We start from the raw sequence: 17,255 nt of genomic DNA, 5'->3' as shown, positions 1-17,255 counted from the left end.
CGCCAGCATCAATCCCCTACCCAGCCCGAATCTCACGATTACCACTCATGTAATACTCCAGCCGCCCACGCAGCCAGCGCTCGGCCGGGTCGCTGTCGGTGGTGCTCAGCCAGACCATGGCCAGCTCCAGCGGCACGGTGTCGAACGGCAAGGTTTCGGCCTGCAGGTTGCCCCAGCTGGCCATGGCCTCGGCGGCGTAGTCCGGGCAGCAGGCAAGCAGATCGGTGTCGGCCAATATGGCCGGCAACGAGCTGAACTGGGGCACCGACAACACCACATTGCGCGTATGGCCGATTTCCTTCAGCCAGTCATCGACCACGCCTTGAGTATTGGCCGTTGGCGAGATTTGCACGTGAGGGCGCTGGCAGAACTCCTCCAGGGTCAGTGGTTGCGCCGACTTGTCGGCCCTGAGCACCCGCGCCTGCATGGTACGTAATACTTTACGTTTGGCATTGGCCGGCAGGCCGCGGGTCTGGCTGATGCCCACCGTGACATCCCCCGACGCCAGCAGGTCGGGGATACGCCAGTAGTCGACATGCTGCACCACCACGACCACATGCGGTGCCTCGGTGCGCAGTGCCCGCAGCAACGGCGGCAACAGCCCGGACTCGACGTCATCGGACAAGCCGATCCTGAAGGTCATCTTGCTGGTCGGCGGGTCGAAGTCATGGGTCAGGCTCAGCGCCGCCGACATCGCGTCCAGCGCCGGGGTAAGGTGCTTGATCACCTCCGCCGCCCGCGCAGACGGCTCCATGCGGTTGCCGACGCGAATCAGCAGCGGGTCGTTGAACATCGTGCGCAGCCTGGCCAGGGCCGCGCTGACCGTCGGCTGCGCAAGAAACAGCTTTTCGGCGGCGCGGGTGAGGTTGCGCTCTTGCATCAAGGCCTCGAACACCACCATGAGGTTGATGTCCGCCTTGCGCAGCTCGTTTCGATTCATGCCCGCTCCTGATCGTCGTCCAATCCCAACAGGATAGGCGTCAGGTCAGGGCACCGAAGGTATTTTTCACATTCATCTCACTTATTGATAACACCGCCTGTGTCATCTTTGCATGGCGCATCATTTAATTAATGAAGGCTACTACTTTCATTAACTTTTGTTTCATATGAAACCGGCATTTCGTTAATTGCAACTTCCCTCCCAACGCCCTGACAATCGCCCCCGCTCCGAGCTGAACGCCAGTCCCTGCGCGCTCTAGGCACGAGCTCAAACCTCGATGACAGCCAATAAACTTTTCAGAGGAAGTTTATGAACGCGCCTGCCCCACACATCAACTTCGACCTTCATGAACATCTGCTGCTGACCGGCGCCACCGGTTTTCTCGGTGGCTCGGTAACGGCCCAATTGATCGCCAATGGCCGCAGCGCCAACCTGTGTTTCCTGGTGCGCGCCGACAGCCGTGAGCAAGGCCTCGAACGCCTGCGCGACAACCTGCGCCAACACGGTGTTGGCGAGCAGGACTGCCTGGCCCTGCGCGCCGACCAGATCATTTGCGGCGACTTCCTCGACACCACCTGGCTGGCCGAAGCCACACCCCGGTTGATGCAGATCGACCGGGTGATCAACTGCGCGGCGGTGGCCTCGTTCTCGAAGAACCCGAACATCTGGCCGGTCAATGTCGAAGGCACCTACGCCTTCGCCGAGGTGATGAGCCGCTCGACGCGCCTCAAGCGCTTCCTGCACGTGGGTACGGCGATGAGCTGCGGGCCGCAACGCGAGTCGCCGATCAGCGAGTCTTGGGAATTCCCGGCCGCCGAGCAGCAACTGGTCGACTACACCGCATCGAAGGCCGAAATCGAACGGCGCATGAGCGAGCAACTGCCGCAACTGCCGCTGGTGGTGGCGCGGCCGTCCATCGTGGTTGGCCACCGCACCCTCGGTTGCCAGGCCTCGGCGAGCATCTTCTGGGTGTTCCGCATGGGCTTTGCGCTGGAGAGCTTTACCTGCGAGCTGGATGAGCAGATCGATGTGATCCCGGTCGATTACTGCGCCGAGGCGTTGATCGGCCTGACCCTCAAGCCACGCCTGGAGCACAACCTGTACCACATCTCCGCCGGCCACCAGGCCGCCTGCACCTTTGGCGAGATCGACCAGGCCTTCGCCCACGCCAACGGCGCGGAGCCAGTGGGCGAGCGCTACCGCAAGGTCGATGTCGATGACCTGAAGAGCCTGGCGCAGGACTTCGAGGCGCGCATCGGCCCGGCCAACCCGCGCCTGGTACTGCGCGCCCTGCGCCTGTACAGCGGTTTTGCCGACCTCAACTACCTGTTCGACAACAGCCGCCTGCTTGAGGAAGGCATCGCCGTGCCGCCGCGGTTCACCGACTACCTGGATGTGTGCGTGAAGTCGTCCAGCGGGGTCAGCATCGCGACCCAGATGCAGTGGGATTTCAAGTAAGCGCTTACCCTGTGGGTGCCGGCAAGCCCGGCGCCCACATCACCTTTGTGCTTCCCGTTATATGGGGTTGACCAGGTTCGGCGGACGCTGGCCTGCCAAGGCACTTAACAGGTTTTCAACCGCACAGCGTGCCATGGCCTCTCGCGTCTCATGGGTGGCTGAACCGATATGCGGCGTCGCCACCACATTGTCGAGCTGCAACAGCGGCGAATCGGCAGCCAGCGGCTCCTGCACGAACACATCCAGCCCAGCCCCACGAATCCGCTTGCGCTGCAGCGCTTCGATCAACGCGGCTTCATCCACCACCCGCCCACGGGCAATGTTCACCAGGATCGCCTCGGGCTTCATCAAGCCCAGCTCGCGGGCGCCGATCAGGCCCTCGGTGCTGGCACTGAGCGGCACCGTCAGGCATACATAATCCGCCTCGGCCAACAGCGCATCCAGGCTGCAGTAACGCGCCGCATAACGGGCCTCCACTTCAGGCCTGGCCCGCGAACTGTGGTACAGCACACGCATGCCAAACCCGGCGGCGCCGCGCCGGGCCAAGGCTTCACCAATACGCCCCATGCCAACGATGCCCAGGGTCTTGCCGTGCACATCAGTGCCGAAGTGCGCCGGTCCCAGGCTGGCCTGCCATTTCCCCTCACGTACCCAATCGGCCAGTTCAACCACCCGCCGCGCGGCCGCCAGGATCAGGGCGAAGCCGGTATCTGCGGTGGTCTCGGTGAGCACGTCAGGGGTGTTGGTCAGCATCACCCCGCGCCGTGTCAGGTCGGCGACGTCGTAGTTGTCGACGCCCACCGACACACTGGAAATCACCTCCAGCTGTGGAGCAAGGTCGAGCAGCTCACTGCCCAGGCGCAAACTGGCGCCCAGCAGGCCTTGCGCCCCCGGCAAGGCATCGCGCAGGCGCGCCAGCCCATCTGCAGCGCCGGTGTCCACCCAGGTGACTTCTACCTGTTCCTCCAGCTTTGCCAGCAAGGCGTCGGACAGGCGTTTGTACAAGACGATGCGTTTCTTCATGGCTGCTTCCTATTGGCTCATGGCAAGGCGTGGGCCGCCGCGCTTGGCCCGGCCTGAGGTCTGTGAAGTTTTCAGTACGGCGGTCAGTGCGACTGCGCTCAGCAGCGCCCCCGACATGAACAGGTACGAGGCGCCCGGGCCGCCGGTAGCGCCATTCAGATAGCCCACCAGCCACGAACCGCCGAACGAACCCAGCGCGCCCATGCTGTTGATCAGTGCCATGGCGCCACCGGCCACGTTGCTCGGCAGAATCTCCGGCACGATGGCGAAGAACGGACCGTAAGGTGCGTACATGCACGCACCGGCAATCACCAGCAGCGCATAGGACAACCAGAAATGCTCGGTGCCCAGGGCATAGGAGCCATAGAACGCCACGGCAGCGATCAGCAGCGGCGGCCAGACGAAGCGCTTGCGCTTTTGCAGCCGGTCCGACGCCCAGGACACACCGATCATGCCCACCACGGCCGCCAAGTACGGCACCGAGGCCAGCCAGCCGGCCTCGACGATATCGACATTGGCCGCCTGCTTGAGAATCGACGGTAGCCACAGCACGAAGCCATACACGCCGATGCTCCAGCAGAAGTACTGCAGCGACAGCACGATCACCTGTGGCGAGCGGAAAGCCTCGCGGTAGTTCTTCACCGGCTTGATGCCTTGCTGCTCGGCAGCCAGGGCCTGTTGCAGATCAGACTTCTCCTGTTCGCTCAGCCACGTCACCTGGGCTGGCCGGTCATCCACCAGGCGCCACCAGATGAAGGCCCAGAGCACCGCCGGCAAGCCCTCGATGATGAACATCCAGCGCCAGTCGAAATGTTTGATCAGGTAGCCCGACACTACCGACATCCACAGGATGGTCACCGGGTTGCCGAGCATCAGGAAGGTGTTGGCCCGCGAACGTTCGGCGCGGGTGAACCAGTGGCACAGGTACACCAGCATGGCCGGCATCACCGCCGCTTCCACCACGCCGAGCAGGAAGCGGATGGCGATCAGCAGGTGCACGTTGCTGATCATCCCGGTCAGGGTCGCCAGGCCGCCCCAGAGGATCAGGCTGACGAAAATCAGTTTCTTCACGCTGCGTTTTTCGGCGTAGATCGCGCCGGGTACCTGGAAGAAGAAATAGCCGAGGAAGAACAGCGCCCCCAGCAGCGAGGACAGCACAGGCGTGATCTTCAGGTCGTCGGCCATGCCCGAGGCTGCGGCAAAGCCGTAGTTGGCGCGGTCCAGGTAGGCCAGGCTGTAGGTGATGAAAACGATCGGGATGATGTACCACCAGCGGCGTGGTGCGAGGCGAGTCGATTGCATGAAACGTTCTCCTGAGCTTGTTGTTCTTGTCGCAACAGGGCCGGCATGCCGGCGTTCAGCGGTTCAGGCACTTCTGCGCAGTTCGTGCGCTTGCAGCTCATGGCGCTGTGGCAGGCCTTCCATGTCGCCACGCGATTGCACGGCGCGGCTGCCGCACCAGTTGCCGCGCGCCACTGCGTCAGCCAGCGGGTGGCCTTCGAGCAGCGCGCTGACCACGCCAACGGCGAAGGCATCGCCGGCACCCACGGTGTCCACCACCTTGGCCACCGGCACCGGGGCCACCTGCCCCGAGCTACGGCTATTGCGGTAGTAGGCACCCGCATCGCCAAGCTTGATCACCACGTGCTCCACCCCTTGGTCGAGGTAGAAGGCAGCGATGTCGGCAGGCGTGTGCTGGCCGGTCAGCAAACGGCCTTCCTCCAGGCCGGGCAGCACCCAGTGGGCCTTGACGGCCAGGGCGTTGATTTCGCGGACCATGCTCGTGTGGTCGGGCCACAGCGACGGGCGCAGGTTCGGGTCGAAGGAAATACTGCGCCCGGCCTCGCGCATGCCATCGATCAGGGCATGGGACAGTGCCCGGCAGCTGGCCGACAGCGCGGGCGGAATGCCCGTGGCGTGCAGGTGGCGGGCCTGCAGCAATGCCGGGTCGAGCAGCGCGGTGGAAAGGCGGCTGGCGGCGGAGTCGCTGCGGAAGTACTCCACAACCGGGTCGCAGCCATCATCGCAGCGGCTTTTCAGCTGAAAGCCGGTCGGCCGGCTGCCATCGACTTCGACACGGCTGCAATCCAGGCCTTCCTGGCGCAAGCTGGCGAGCACGAAACGCCCCAGCGAGTCATCACCGACCCGGCTCAGCCAGCGCACGCGAAAACCCAGCCGGGCCAGGCCGATGGCAACGTTACTGTCGGCGCCAGCGATGCGTTTGCCGAAGGTGCCGACACTGGCCAGGTCACCGGTCTGCTCGGCGACGAACATGGCCATGGTTTCGCCGAAACACAGTACGTCATGCTCAAGCATGGCTCACCTCCTCGCTCACCCCCAGCCTGGCCAGGTTGTGCACGTGGGCGCGGGTCACCGCCAGCAGGTCATCGCCGACCAGCGGGTACTCGACCGCACGCACCAGCCCAGGGCTGAACTCATCGAACAGCGCCTCCCAGCCCAGCAGGTCGACAGCCTTCGGCGGCACGGCGTGCAAGCGGCCATCTGCACCTTGCTGCACAGCCTTGCAGTGCACGTAGCGCACCCACCGACCGAGCTGGCGCGCAGCCTGCAACGCGGACTCGCCCTGCCATTGCCAGTTGCCAATGTCGAAGGTCATGCCCAGCGGCAGCGCCCAGCCCTGTGCATGCTGGAAGAAACGCAGCAGCGGCTCGATGCGCCCGCCTTGTGCGGTCTGGTCATTTTCCACCAGCAGCACAGGATCACCCTCGCGCAGCAGTGCCTGCAAGGCGCTGACATCGCATTGTTCACGGTAATGCCCAAGTGAAACCTTCAGCGCCACGGCGCCCAAGGCCTTGGCCAGCGCCAGCTTGGCAGGCAACTGCGGGGCTGGCGCGCCTTGCGCCGTCCACAGCTCCAACGGCGAGGAATACAGGCACTCCAGCCCCGAGGCGGCGATCGCCGCCGAAAGCGCGGCAGTGTCGGGCGCTGCGTCGAACAACTCTTCGCGCAATTCAATGCGGCTGACGCCGGCGGCCGCCAGCAGTTCGATGAAACTCGCCTGGCCACGCTGGCGCACAAGGCTGGCGCCGTAGCTGGAGAGACTGATGGAAACGGGGTTCGCGTGCATTGTTGTTGTCCTTATGAAACCGGTTTCATTTTTGGTTGCAGGCATGCGGGCAGCCCGGCTGCCCGCGGGTTATGCGTGTGCTTGAGTGGAACCTCGGGTAATCAGCTGTGCCTTGAAATCGATGCGTCGAGGCGCATCATTGCTGCCGCGCAGGCGTTCGAGCAGGCACTCGAAGGCAGCCACGCCGATGCGCTCGGTGGGCTGGGCCAGTGCGGTGATGCCGCTGCCGACCAGGGGGTACCAGTCGAGTTCGTCAAGGGCGATCAGGCCCACTTCGCTGAACAGCTTGCAGCCCGAATCATGCAGTACACGGGTGACCGCCAAGGTGGCCACGCCGTTGAAGGTGAAGATCGCCTGCGGGCCATGGCCCTTGCTGGCCAGGAAGGCGCCGAGCTTGGCCGGCAGGCCGGCGTCGACCTCCAGCAATTGTTGGCGCATGCCGTTACGGTTGCTGATCGACGCGGTAAAGGCTTGCACCCGCTCCAGGCGCGAGCTGGTGCCATCCAGCGGTTCGGTAACGGCGAGAATGTCGCGATAGCCCCGTGCCTGCAGGTGGTCCAGGGCCTGCTCGATGGCATCGGCGTTGTCCAGGCCGACCAGGTCGACCTTGAGCTCCGGCAGCTGCCGGTCGACCAGCACCATGGGGATGTCGCGCTGCAGGTTGAGCAGTTCGCCGGGGTGGCGGCCGAGGGTGTTCACGATCAGCCCTTCGACGTTGTAGGACTGCAGGGCCGTCAGGTGGTGGCGCTCCTGCTCGTCGTCGCGGTTGGTGTTGCACACCACCAGGCTGTAGCCGTGCTGGCGGCAGGCGGTTTCCACGCCATGCATCACGGCCACTGAATAGGGGTTGAGAATGTCGGCCACGAGCATGCCGATCAGCCGCGTCTGGCCACGCTTGAGGCCGCGGGCCATCTGGTTGGGCCGGTAGCCCAGGCGCTCGATGACCTCTTCCAGGCGCTTGGCGGTGGCGTCGGCCAGTAACTGGCGATCGCCGCCGATGTAGCGCGAGACCGTGGCCTTGGACACACCGGCCACACGTGCCACTTCGCTAATGGTCACCCGCTCGCGGGGATTGGAGGGTGAATCGGTCATTGCGGGTCCCTTGTGATTGTTGTCGGTGACGGCGAATGAAACCGGTTTCAATACAGCAAAACCTTGCGCGTTCGTCAACCTCCCTTTTGTCGGGAGTGTCACAGGGAGCATGAGACAAGGCAACAAGTATGCGCCCTAACCCATTGATATAAATATTGAACAGGATGCAGAAAAGTGTGTGGGTTTACCCGCGAATGCGTCATCGAATCCAAAATCGCATTCGCGGGTGAACCCGCTTCTACAGGGTGACGGCGATACCGTTAGCGGAGGTGTTTCACCTCAGTGGCGCTGACCTCGCTGCCTTGGTTCCCCCAGCTGCTGCGAATGAAGTTCACCACATCCGCCACTTCCTGGTCGCTCAAGCGCCAGCCGAACGCCGGCATGGTGAAGTTCGACGGCGCCGTGTGCGTCGCCGGCACGGTCCCGCCCGCCAGCACCACATGGATCAGCGAAGTGGCATCCGCCGTCTGCACCACCGGGTTGCCCGCCAGCGCCGGGAACACCCGGGTATAACCGTGGCCATCGGTGCGGTGGCAGGCCGCGCAGTTGTCGATGTACACCGACGCCCCTGGCTTGCTGTCGTCGCCCTGCCACAAGGCATCGGCCACCTGCTTGTCATACACATGTGGCTTGTCGTCCGGGTTGCTCGGCGGCAAGGTCTTAAGGTAGCGGGCAATGGCCGTCAGGTCGGCATCGCTCATGTGCTGCATGCTGTGCTCGACCACATCGCTCATGCCACCGAACACCGCGCTGCGGTCACTGCGGCCGGTCTTGAGGAACTGCGCCAACTGCGCCTCGCTCCAGCTACCCAGGCCGTCCTTGTAATCGCCCCGCAGGTTCTTGGCGATCCAGCCCTCCAGCGGCGCACTGCCGGCCAGGAACTGCTCGCCATCGGCCGGGCTAAGGGCCTTTTCCTGCAGGGTCAGGGCCCGCGGGGTGTGGCAGGCGCCACAATGGCCCAGGCCTTCGGCCAGGTAGGCGCCACGGCTGACCACCGGGTCGGCGCCAGCTGGCGCCTGCCAGGCTTTCGCCTCGGGTGCGAACAGCCCGCGCCAGATCGACAGCGGCCAGCGCATGCTCAACGGCCAGGGGATGTCGGCCGGCTTGTTGGGCTGCGCGACCGGTTCGACGCCTTGCATGAAGTACGCATACAGCGCCTGCATGTCGTCGTCGCTGACCCGCGCATAGGACGGGTACGGCATGGCCGGGTACAAGGTACTGCCGTCCTTGGCGATGCCTTTGCGCACCGCCTGGTCGAAGTCGGCGAAGCTGTACTGGCCGATGCCACTGGCATCCGGGGTGATGTTGGTGGAGAAGACGGTACCGATCGGGGTTTCCATCGGCAGCCCGCCGGCAAAGGGTTTGCCGCCCTTGGCGGTATGGCAGGCCACGCAGTCACCCGCACGGGCCAGGTATTCACCCTTCTTCACCAGGCCATCGTCGGCCTGGGCTACCGCCGTGGCGCCCAGCAGCAGGGTGGCGATCAACAGGTTCTTCATGTTCATCGCTCCTCAAGCCTGGACCAGCGGGCCGGGGTTCTTCAGGTATTGCTCGCGGATCGCCCGGGCCGACCAGTAGGTCAGCGCCGCCACCAGGCCAGTGGGGTTGTAGCCCAGCCCCTGGGGGAATGCCGACGCACCGGGGACGAACACGTTGTGCACGTCCCAGCTCTGCAGGTAGCGGTTCAGTGCACTCGTCCTAGGGTCGCTGCCCATGATCGCGCCACCGTTGAGGTGGGTGGTCTGGTAGCTGGCAGTGTTGAAGTGTTCCTTGACCTTCTTGCCGAGGATGGCGATGGACTTGGGGTTCATCGCCTGGGCGATCTTGCTCAGCTTGTCGACCATGAACTGGTTCATCCTGATGTCGTTTTCCTGCCAGTCGAAGGTCATGCGCAGCAGCGGCTGGCCGTAGGCATCGCGGTAGGTCGGGTCGAGGTCGAGGTAGTTGCCGCGGTACGACTGGTGCGCACCGTGGGCGTCCATCGAGACCTGGTGGGTGTAATAGTCGGCGGTGGCCTTTTTCCAGGCGCTGCCCCAGGCCGGGGTGCCGGGCGGGTTGGCGACCCCGGCGATCGGCCGGCTGCCGGCCTGGTTGACCCACATCGGCGAGCCGCCGACGAAACCGTGCGGGCCGTGGTCGAAGTTGTCGGCGTTGAAGTCGTCGATGGCCACGCCGTTGCCGCCGGCACCGATGAAGTTGTTGGTGTAGGTGTCCTTGTCGAAGAACGCCTTGACCGTGCCCATGTTCTGGTAGGCGAAGTTGCGCCCGACCACCCCTTCGTTGTTGATCGGGTCGTAAGGCTTGCCGATGCCGGACAGCAGCATCAGGCGCACGTTGTTGAACTGGAAGGCGGCGAGGATGACGATGTCCGCCGGCTGCTCCACTTCGCGGCCCTGGGCGTCGATATAGGTCACGCCGGTGGCCTTGCGCTTGCTGTCGTCCAAATTCACCCGCAGCACATGGGCGTTGGCCCGCAGCTCGAAATTCGGCAGCTGGCGCAACGCCGGCAGGATGTTCACGTTCGGCGAGGCCTTGGAGTACATGTAGCAGACGTAGCCGCTGCAGAACCCGCAGAAGTTGCACGGCCCCATCTGCGCGCCGTACGGGTTGGTGTACGGCCCGGAGGTGTTGGCCGACGGCAGGTTGTAGGGCTTGTAGCCGAGGCTGGCGGCGGCCTTTTCGAACAGCTTGGCCGACACCACGTTCTTTTGCGCTTGGAGTGGGAACGGGTTGGAGCGGTCAGGCGCGTAGGGGTTGCCGCCCTTCCCTTCACCCACCCGTTTGCCATTGACGGTCCAGGCCTGGCCCGAGGTGCCGAACACCTTCTCGGCAAAGTCGAAGTGTGGCTCGAGTTCCTCGTAGCTGACGCCGAAGTCCTGGATGGTCATGTCTTCGGGGATGAAGCGCTTGCCGTAGCGCTCCTCGTAGTGGCTGCGCATGCGCAGCTCCATCGGGTCGACCCGAAAGTGCACGCCCGACCAGTGCAGGCCCGCGCCGCCGACGCCCTTGCCCGGCAGGAAGGCGCCGAGCTGGCGGTTGGGCAGCGCGACATCGTTGACGCTATGGCGGATGGTAACGGTCTCTTTCGACACATCGACGAACAGCTTCTTGCGCACGCTGTAGGTCAGTTCGTCGATCACCTGCGGGTAGCTGCCCTCCGGGTAGGTGTCCTGCATCGGCCCGCGCTCCAGCGCCACCACCTGCAGCCCGGCTTCGGTGAGCTCCTTGGCCATGATCGCACCGGCCCAGCCGAAACCGACGATCACCACGTCAGCCTTCTTCATTGTATTGGCCATGCCTTACGCCCTCTCGCCACGTATCGAAACTGCCGGGAACGGGTACGGCTCGTTGCGTTCGACCCAGTCCATGAAATCTGCCCGGGCGCCCGGGAAGCCGATCTGTGTCCAGCCGACCATGCCCTTGTTGCCACCGTGAATCGGGTCGCAGAAGAAGCCTTCGCGGGTGTTCTGCACCAGCAGGCTGAAGAACACCTTGGCCGGCAACTGCTCGAAAATGATCTCACCGGCTTCGATCTTGCCGAGAATCTTGTCTCGGGTAGCGCTATCTTGCTCGGCAAAGCTTTTACCGCTGGCGTTCTTGCACCAGGCCTCCGTGGCAGCGATGCCCAGGCGGTAGATCTGTTGCGGGCTGAGTTGCAGCTGGTAACCGAGCTCCGGGGCGGCATCGGCCTTGAACGGGCCCTGCATGTACCACTGGGCACCGGTGGCATACGGGGTGTTCATCTGGCGGTCGATGAACTCGACGGCGCCAGCTTCCAGCGCGCCGGGGCCGAGTTCGTCGGCGGGGATGATGCGCGACACGGCCGCTTGCACGAAGGCCCATTCTTCGGCGCTGAAGAAGGTTGGCTGATAGTTGCCTGCAGGTGGCGTGGCCGGCACCTTGCCGTGTAAGGGTTCGGCGCGCACCGGCTCGGCCAGCAGCTGGCTGGCACCCAGGCCGGTACTGGCCACGGTGACCACCGGGATCAGGGTCAGGGTCTTGCGCAGGAAGTCCCGGCGCGGGTTGTCGGGGGCATGCTCAGGCATTTCGGGTCCTCATCAGCATCGGGGCGGCCTTGGGTTGCGCCATCTGGTGTCCGGCCGGGGCCGGAAAAGCCGCGTAATCTAGCTGGTTTGGACATCTTTTGAAACCGGTTTCATACCCTGCGACATCCTGAACCTTGACACGCCTCCCACCTTAAAACTGCCAAACCCTAGAATTCGAAGCTATAGCCAACAATCACCCGGTTCTCGTCCGCCGCATCGGCAAAGTTCGAGCGCATGCTTGCATTGCGCCAGCGCAGCGACACGTTCCTGAGTGCCCCCGACTGCACCACATAGGTGATGTCCGTGGTCCGCTCCCACTCCTCGCCTTCACCACCCCGTACCTCGAGCGCCCTGCCCTTGGCCGTGGCGATACGCTGCGGGTCGACCTGATCACCCTTCACGTAGCGCACGTTGAAGGTCAGGCCAGGTATGCCCAAAGCGGCAAAGTTGTAGTCGTAGCGCAGCATCCAGGCACGCTCGTTGGCCAGGGCAAAGGTGCTGACCTGTTGCTCGCTGAACAGGTAGGTATCGGTACCGCCGACATAGGCGTAGGCGGTATCACCGCTGACCTTCTGATAGCCACCACTGAAGGTATGGCCGCGCAGGCTGTAGCCAACGTTGGTGCTCAAGGTGCGGTTGTCCACCTCCCCCAGCAACGCCCTGCCCTGTTCCCTGGCGTTGAACCAGCGCCACTCGGTGAACGCCTCACCCGGCCCAATGGCGACGCGGTATTTGAAACCTGCGAAATCACGGTGGAACAGGTCTTCGAGCTCGCTGGTGTGCAGGCTTACGGTCAGGCTCTTCAGTGGCTGGTAATCCGCCCCGGCGTAATACAAGCGGTCACTGCTCACCGTCGCTGAATAGGCGCCCTGTTGCGCCATCGCCGTCAGGTCTTCGAAATCGGTGGAGTCCCGCAGCTTGGTCGCATCCACCTGCAGCACGGTGAAGGTGAAATCGTCCAGATCCTTGCTGACCAGTTGCGCGCCGTTGAACCACTGCGGGAACAGCCGACTGTAGTTCGACGCCAGCAGCGGCAACTGCGGGCTCAGCCCGCCGACCTGCAATTCGCTGCGCGACAGCTTCGCCTTGAACGTGGCGACCGCCTTGCCGTAGTCGTCCACCGCGCGCTTGTCGCTGCCACGGGGCAACAACCCGGTGCCACTGCGGTCGGGCGAAGAATCGAGCTTGATGCCCAGCATGCCGGCTGCATCCAGGCCAAAGCCGACAACCCCGTCGGTGTAGCCGGACTGCCACTTGAGCATGAAGCCCTGGGCCCATTCGCCGCGCCGCGACTGGGTGGCGGTATCGCCATGGAAATCGCGGTCGAAGTAGAAGTTGCGCAGCTCCAGGCTGCCCTTGCTTTCGTCGACAACGCCTGCCTGGGCCACCTGGCACGCGCAGCCAAGCGCCGCGAGCATCAGCGATGCCCGCCGGGAGAGGGAAATATTCATGGTTACGCCTTGTTGTTCTTGTAGGAAAGCGTTGGGGTTCAGGCTTTGGGGTTTTTGACGTAGCGCATCACCACCAGGCAGGCGATCAGGATCAGCGGGGCAATCGACAGCATGCCCATGTAGCTGCTGCCGCTGAGGTCGTTGATCTTGCCGACCATCACCGGCGCGACGATGCCGCTCAACTGGCCGACCGAGTTGATCGCCGCCGTACCGGTGGCGATGGCCAGGCCCGAGAAGGTCGACTGGGGGATGGTCCAGAAGATCGGGATGGCGATGAAGGTGCCTGCCGTGGCCAGCACCAGCGCCGCCATCATCGCCCAGGACGAGTCCGCGAACAGGCAGGCCAGCAGGTAGCCCAGCGCCGACGCCAGCAGGCAGTACACCAGGTAGCGTTTGCGTTCGCCGGTGCGGTCGGAGTGCCGGGTCAGCAGCACCATGCCGATGCAGGCCACCGCATAGGGCAGTGCCGACAGCATGCCGACCCACAGCATGTCCTGCACGCCGGACGACTTGATCAGGTGCGGCATCCAGAAGTTCAGGCCGTAGGACGCGGTTTTCACCACGTAGTAGATGAACGCCATGATCGCCACTTCACGGGTCAGCAGTACCCGCCAGATCGACCCCATCACCGGTTTCTGCACGCGCCTGTCCTGGGCCAGGTTCTCCGCCAACAGGTCTTTTTCCTCGCGGCTCAGCCAGCGGGCCGACTCGATGTCGCGGTCCAGCTTCCACAGCACCAGCACGCCCAGCAACACACACGGCAACCCCGACATCAGGAACAGCCAGTGCCAGCCGGCCAGGCCCAGCACGCCGTCCATGGTCCCCAGCAGGAAGCCCGCTGCCGGCCCACCCACCGCGCCAGCCAGGGGCACGGCGAGGAACCACAGGCCGTTCATCTTCGCCAGGTGCTTGCGCGGGAACCAGCAGGCCAGGTAGAACAGGATCGCCGGGCCGAAACCGGCCTCCATCACCCCGATCAGAAAGCGCAGGAAATACAGCGTGTACTGGGTGTAGGCGAACACCAGCGCCGCCGTGGCCAGGCCCCAGGACACCATGATCCGGCAGATCCAGGCCGGCGCCCCGTAGCGTTTGAGGCCCAGGCTGCTCGGTACTTCGAACAGCACATAGCCGATGAAGAACATGCTCGCGGCCAGGCCATAGGCCGCGTCGCTCAGGCCCAGTTCAGCCTGCATCTGGGTCTTGGCGAAGCTGATGTTGATGCGGTCGAAGTAGGAAAACAGGAAGCAGATGATGGCCAGCGGCATGATGCGCCAGGCCACGCGGCGGTACAGCAGCAGTTCATTGATGTGGCTGTCGGCGCGCTCGCGCGCCACTTCGCCGGTCAAGGCAACCATGGTGGATCTCCATTCTTGTAATTATTGGAGAGCGACGGCGCCCGTGGTGGGCACCGCGTGCAACGGGTCAGCCAATGCGCACGAGCTTGTCCTTGAAGGCCCGGCCCTTGTGCACGTACTCGGCGGCATTGGCGTGCATGCCGGCGATGGCTTCGGGGCTCAGTTCACGTACCACCTTGGCCGGCGCCCCGAGGATCAGCGAATTGTCAGGGAACACCTTGCCTTCGGTGACGACGGCGCCGGCACCGACCAGGCAGTTGCGGCCAATCACCGCGCCATTGAGCACCACGGCCTGGATCCCGACCAGCGCGCCATCACCGATGCTGCAGCCGTGCAGCATGGCCTGGTGGCCGATGGTGACGTTGCAGCCCACGGTCAGGGCAAAGCCTGGGTCGGCATGCAGCACCGCCCCTTCCTGCACGTTGCTGTGCTGGCCGATGCGGATCGGCTCGTTGTCACCGCGCAGCACCGCCTGTGGCCACACGCTCACACCCTGCGCCAGGGTGACATCGCCGATAACCGTGGCGTCCTCGGCAACGAACGTTTCCGGGTGAATGTGCGGCGTCAGTGTGTCGTATCGATAGATCGCCATTCAGTGCGCTCCCTGGCTCTGCTCGTCGGTTTTCAGCACGCCGGCCGCACACAGCTCGGCGATGTGTTCATCGCTGTAGCCCAGCTCGCGCATGACCTTGTGCGTGTGCTCGCCAATCCGCGGGATCGGCCGGCGCGGCTGCAGGCGCTGGCCATCCAGCGAAAGCGGCAGCAAGGGCATCGGCGTGCTGCTGCCATCCTCCAGCAGCAGGTCCGCCATGCCACCGCTCTGGGTCAGGTGCGGGTCGTCGAACAGCTCTTCCGGGCGGCGGATCGGCGCGAACGGAATGCCGTTGGCCTCCAGTTCCACGGCCAATTGCTGGGCATCAAGGTTGGCGAACACTTCGGCCAGGTGCGCCAGCAACCGCGGCCGCTGCAATACCCGGTCATTGTTGGTCGCCAGCGTCGGGTCATCGAGCAAGGCCGTCTGGCCCAGCAACTGGCACAGGGCCTGCCACTGGCCTTCGCCCGTGGCAGCGACGAACATCTGCTCGCCGCCCGCAAAGGTGAACACGTCATAGATGGCCCAGGCGCTGATGCGGTTGGGCATCGGCGCCGCAGCCTGGCCGGTGACCACGTACTGCTGCATGTGCTGGGCCGCGAGCAACACGCAGTTCTCGTACAGTGCGCTCTGCACTTCGCGGCCGACACCCGTGGCGTTGCGCTCGTTGAGCGCGGCCAGCACACCAATGGCGCCGAACATGCCGCCCATGATGTCGTTCACCGAACTGCCGGCGCGCAGGGGGCGGCCCACCGGCCCGGTCATGTAGGCCAGGCCGGCCATCATCTGCACCACTTCGTCGAGCGCCAGGCGGTTGTCGTACGGGCCACTGAGAAAGCCCTTGTGCGAGGCATAGACCAGGCGCGGGTTGCGCTGGCGCAACGTGGCGCAGTCGAAGCCCAGTGTGTGCATGCGCCCGGGCTTGAAGTTCTCGATGAACACGTCGGCGCTGTCGATCAGCGCCAGCACCGCCTCACGGCCCTGGGGCGTGTCGAGGTCGACGGCGATGCACTGCTTGTTGCGGTTGAAGGTGCGGAAGAACCCCGCCCCGGCCCCCAGCAAGCGGCGTGTGCCGTCACCGCGAGTGGGCTCGATCTTGATCACTTCGGCACCCAGGTCGCCCAGGATCATGCCACAGGTGGGGCCCATGACCATGTGCGAAATCTCGACGACACGAATGCCGTCCAACGGGAGTCTGGACATTACGCATTTCCTGGGTAGTTGAGCGGCAGGCCGGCGCGGGCAATGGCGCCATAAAGCGGTTCATCCGGCAGCGCCTCGCGCAACAGCTGGCGCGAGGCGATCAGCGCCGGCAGGTCGATCCCGGTGTCAAAGCCCATGCTTTGCAGCATGAACACCAGGTCCTCGGTCACCGTATTGCCCGACGCCCCCGGTGCGAACGGGCAACCGCCCAGGCCGGCGAGCGAGGCATCCAGCTCGCGGATGCCCTGCTGCACCGCCACCAGGCTGTTGGCCAGGGCCAGGCCACGGGTGTCGTGGAAGTGCGCGGCGCGCAAGCGCTCGCCGGCAATCGCCCGTACGGCCTGGATCACCGTCGCCACCTGGGCAGGGTTGGCGTAGCCGGTGGTATCGCCCAGCGAGACCAAATCACAACCTGCCTCGATCACCTGTCGGGTCAATTCGCACAGATCGCCCAGCGGCACCTCACCCTGGCGGGTGCAGCCAAAAGCCACCGACATGCCGGCGATCATCTGCACCTCATGACGCCCCAGTTCACTGCGCAGCTGGCACATGCGCCGCAGTTCCTCGACCATTTCCTGGGGTGTGCGGCGCACGTTGGCCAGGCTGTGGGCGGTGCTGACCGATACCGGTGCGACAATCCGCTGGGCGCCGGATTCCAGCGCATCCTGCGCTCCGCGCAGATTAGGCGCCAGCACCGTCACCAGCAGATCGGGATAGGTCAGAGCGTGGGCCACTACCTGCTTGGCATCGGCCATCTGCGGCAGCAGCCGGGCCGGCACGAACGAGGCGACTTCCATATGGCGCACGCCAGCGGCATAGGCACTGTCGATCCAGCGCAACTTGGCGGCGGTCGGCATCACCGTGTGCAGGCTTTGCAACCCATCGCGCATGCCGACTTCATTGATTGTTATTGTTGTCATCGCGGTCTCTCTGTCTGAAGCGTGGGGCCAGACTAAGAGCAGGACGACAGGCAGAAAAGACGTGTTTCACGGGCTGATCCATCGTCA

General features: G+C 64.4%; 15 protein-coding genes. 1 reads left to right on the top strand and 14 read right to left on the bottom strand.

Annotated features, from left to right (window positions below; translation table 11 throughout):
• Nucleotides 1-16 precede the first annotated feature (16 nt).
• A complete protein-coding gene (locus tag ABE528_RS10435) occupies nt 17-940 on the bottom strand; it encodes a LysR substrate-binding domain-containing protein (RefSeq protein WP_152957384.1) in 924 nt (307 codons plus the stop codon).
• A gap of 309 nt (nt 941-1,249) precedes the next feature.
• On the opposite strand from ABE528_RS10435, the gene cprA reads away from it, so the two are divergent.
• Nucleotides 1,250-2,398: a cationic peptide resistance protein CprA gene (gene cprA / locus ABE528_RS10430; protein WP_346652875.1), complete on the top strand. Its 1,149-nt coding sequence runs from the start codon at nt 1,250-1,252 to the stop codon at nt 2,396-2,398.
• A gap of 57 nt (nt 2,399-2,455) precedes the next feature.
• Here cprA and ABE528_RS10425 read toward each other — a convergent pair whose 3' ends face one another.
• The 13 genes from ABE528_RS10425 to ABE528_RS10365 form a co-directional block, all read right to left on the bottom strand.
• Nucleotides 2,456-3,421, bottom strand: coding sequence for a D-glycerate dehydrogenase (locus tag ABE528_RS10425; protein ID WP_346652874.1), 966 nt, complete (start codon nt 3,419-3,421; stop codon nt 2,456-2,458).
• A 9-nt stretch (nt 3,422-3,430) separates the two neighbouring features.
• Entirely contained in the window at nt 3,431-4,723 is a 1,293-nt protein-coding gene (locus tag ABE528_RS10420) for an MFS transporter (RefSeq protein WP_346652873.1), read from the bottom strand.
• A 63-nt stretch (nt 4,724-4,786) separates the two neighbouring features.
• A complete protein-coding gene (locus ABE528_RS10415; RefSeq protein ID WP_346652872.1) occupies nt 4,787-5,737 on the bottom strand; it encodes a sugar kinase in 951 nt (316 codons plus the stop codon).
• On the bottom strand, nt 5,730-6,509 hold the full coding sequence (locus tag ABE528_RS10410) for an AP endonuclease (protein WP_346652871.1): 780 nt from the start codon (nt 6,507-6,509) through the stop codon (nt 5,730-5,732). Before ABE528_RS10410 ends, ABE528_RS10415 begins: the two co-directional genes overlap by 8 nt.
• Nucleotides 6,510-6,578: 69 nt before the next feature.
• A complete protein-coding gene (locus tag ABE528_RS10405; protein ID WP_346652870.1) occupies nt 6,579-7,601 on the bottom strand; it encodes a LacI family DNA-binding transcriptional regulator in 1,023 nt (340 codons plus the stop codon).
• 260 nt (nt 7,602-7,861) lie between these two features.
• Entirely contained in the window at nt 7,862-9,100 is a 1,239-nt protein-coding gene (locus ABE528_RS10400) for a cytochrome c (protein ID WP_346652869.1), read from the bottom strand.
• 12 nt (nt 9,101-9,112) lie between these two features.
• Nucleotides 9,113-10,897: a GMC family oxidoreductase gene (locus ABE528_RS10395; RefSeq protein ID WP_346652868.1), complete on the bottom strand. Its 1,785-nt coding sequence runs from the start codon at nt 10,895-10,897 to the stop codon at nt 9,113-9,115.
• Between the two features lie 3 nt (nt 10,898-10,900).
• Nucleotides 10,901-11,647, bottom strand: coding sequence for a gluconate 2-dehydrogenase subunit 3 family protein (locus ABE528_RS10390; protein WP_346652867.1), 747 nt, complete (start codon nt 11,645-11,647; stop codon nt 10,901-10,903).
• 167 nt (nt 11,648-11,814) lie between these two features.
• Entirely contained in the window at nt 11,815-13,098 is a 1,284-nt protein-coding gene (locus ABE528_RS10385; protein WP_346652866.1) for an OprD family porin, read from the bottom strand.
• Between the two features lie 38 nt (nt 13,099-13,136).
• On the bottom strand, nt 13,137-14,453 hold the full coding sequence (locus ABE528_RS10380; RefSeq protein WP_152957373.1) for an MFS transporter: 1,317 nt from the start codon (nt 14,451-14,453) through the stop codon (nt 13,137-13,139).
• A 67-nt stretch (nt 14,454-14,520) separates the two neighbouring features.
• A complete protein-coding gene (locus ABE528_RS10375; protein WP_346652865.1) occupies nt 14,521-15,045 on the bottom strand; it encodes a gamma carbonic anhydrase family protein in 525 nt (174 codons plus the stop codon).
• Nucleotides 15,046-16,248, bottom strand: coding sequence for a CaiB/BaiF CoA-transferase family protein (locus tag ABE528_RS10370; protein WP_152957371.1), 1,203 nt, complete (start codon nt 16,246-16,248; stop codon nt 15,046-15,048).
• Nucleotides 16,248-17,168 (bottom strand): hydroxymethylglutaryl-CoA lyase, encoded by a 921-nt coding sequence (locus ABE528_RS10365; protein ID WP_346652864.1) that lies wholly within the window; start codon nt 17,166-17,168, stop codon nt 16,248-16,250. Before ABE528_RS10365 ends, ABE528_RS10370 begins: the two co-directional genes overlap by 1 nt.
• Nucleotides 17,169-17,255 lie beyond the last annotated feature (87 nt).

It is taken from the genome of Pseudomonas sp. TWI628, from assembly GCF_039673865.1.
Classification (GTDB): Bacteria; Pseudomonadota; Gammaproteobacteria; order Pseudomonadales; family Pseudomonadaceae; genus Aquipseudomonas.
The sequence above is the reverse complement of the archived record's forward strand: the minus strand, read 5'-3'. Positions and strand labels throughout refer to the sequence as shown.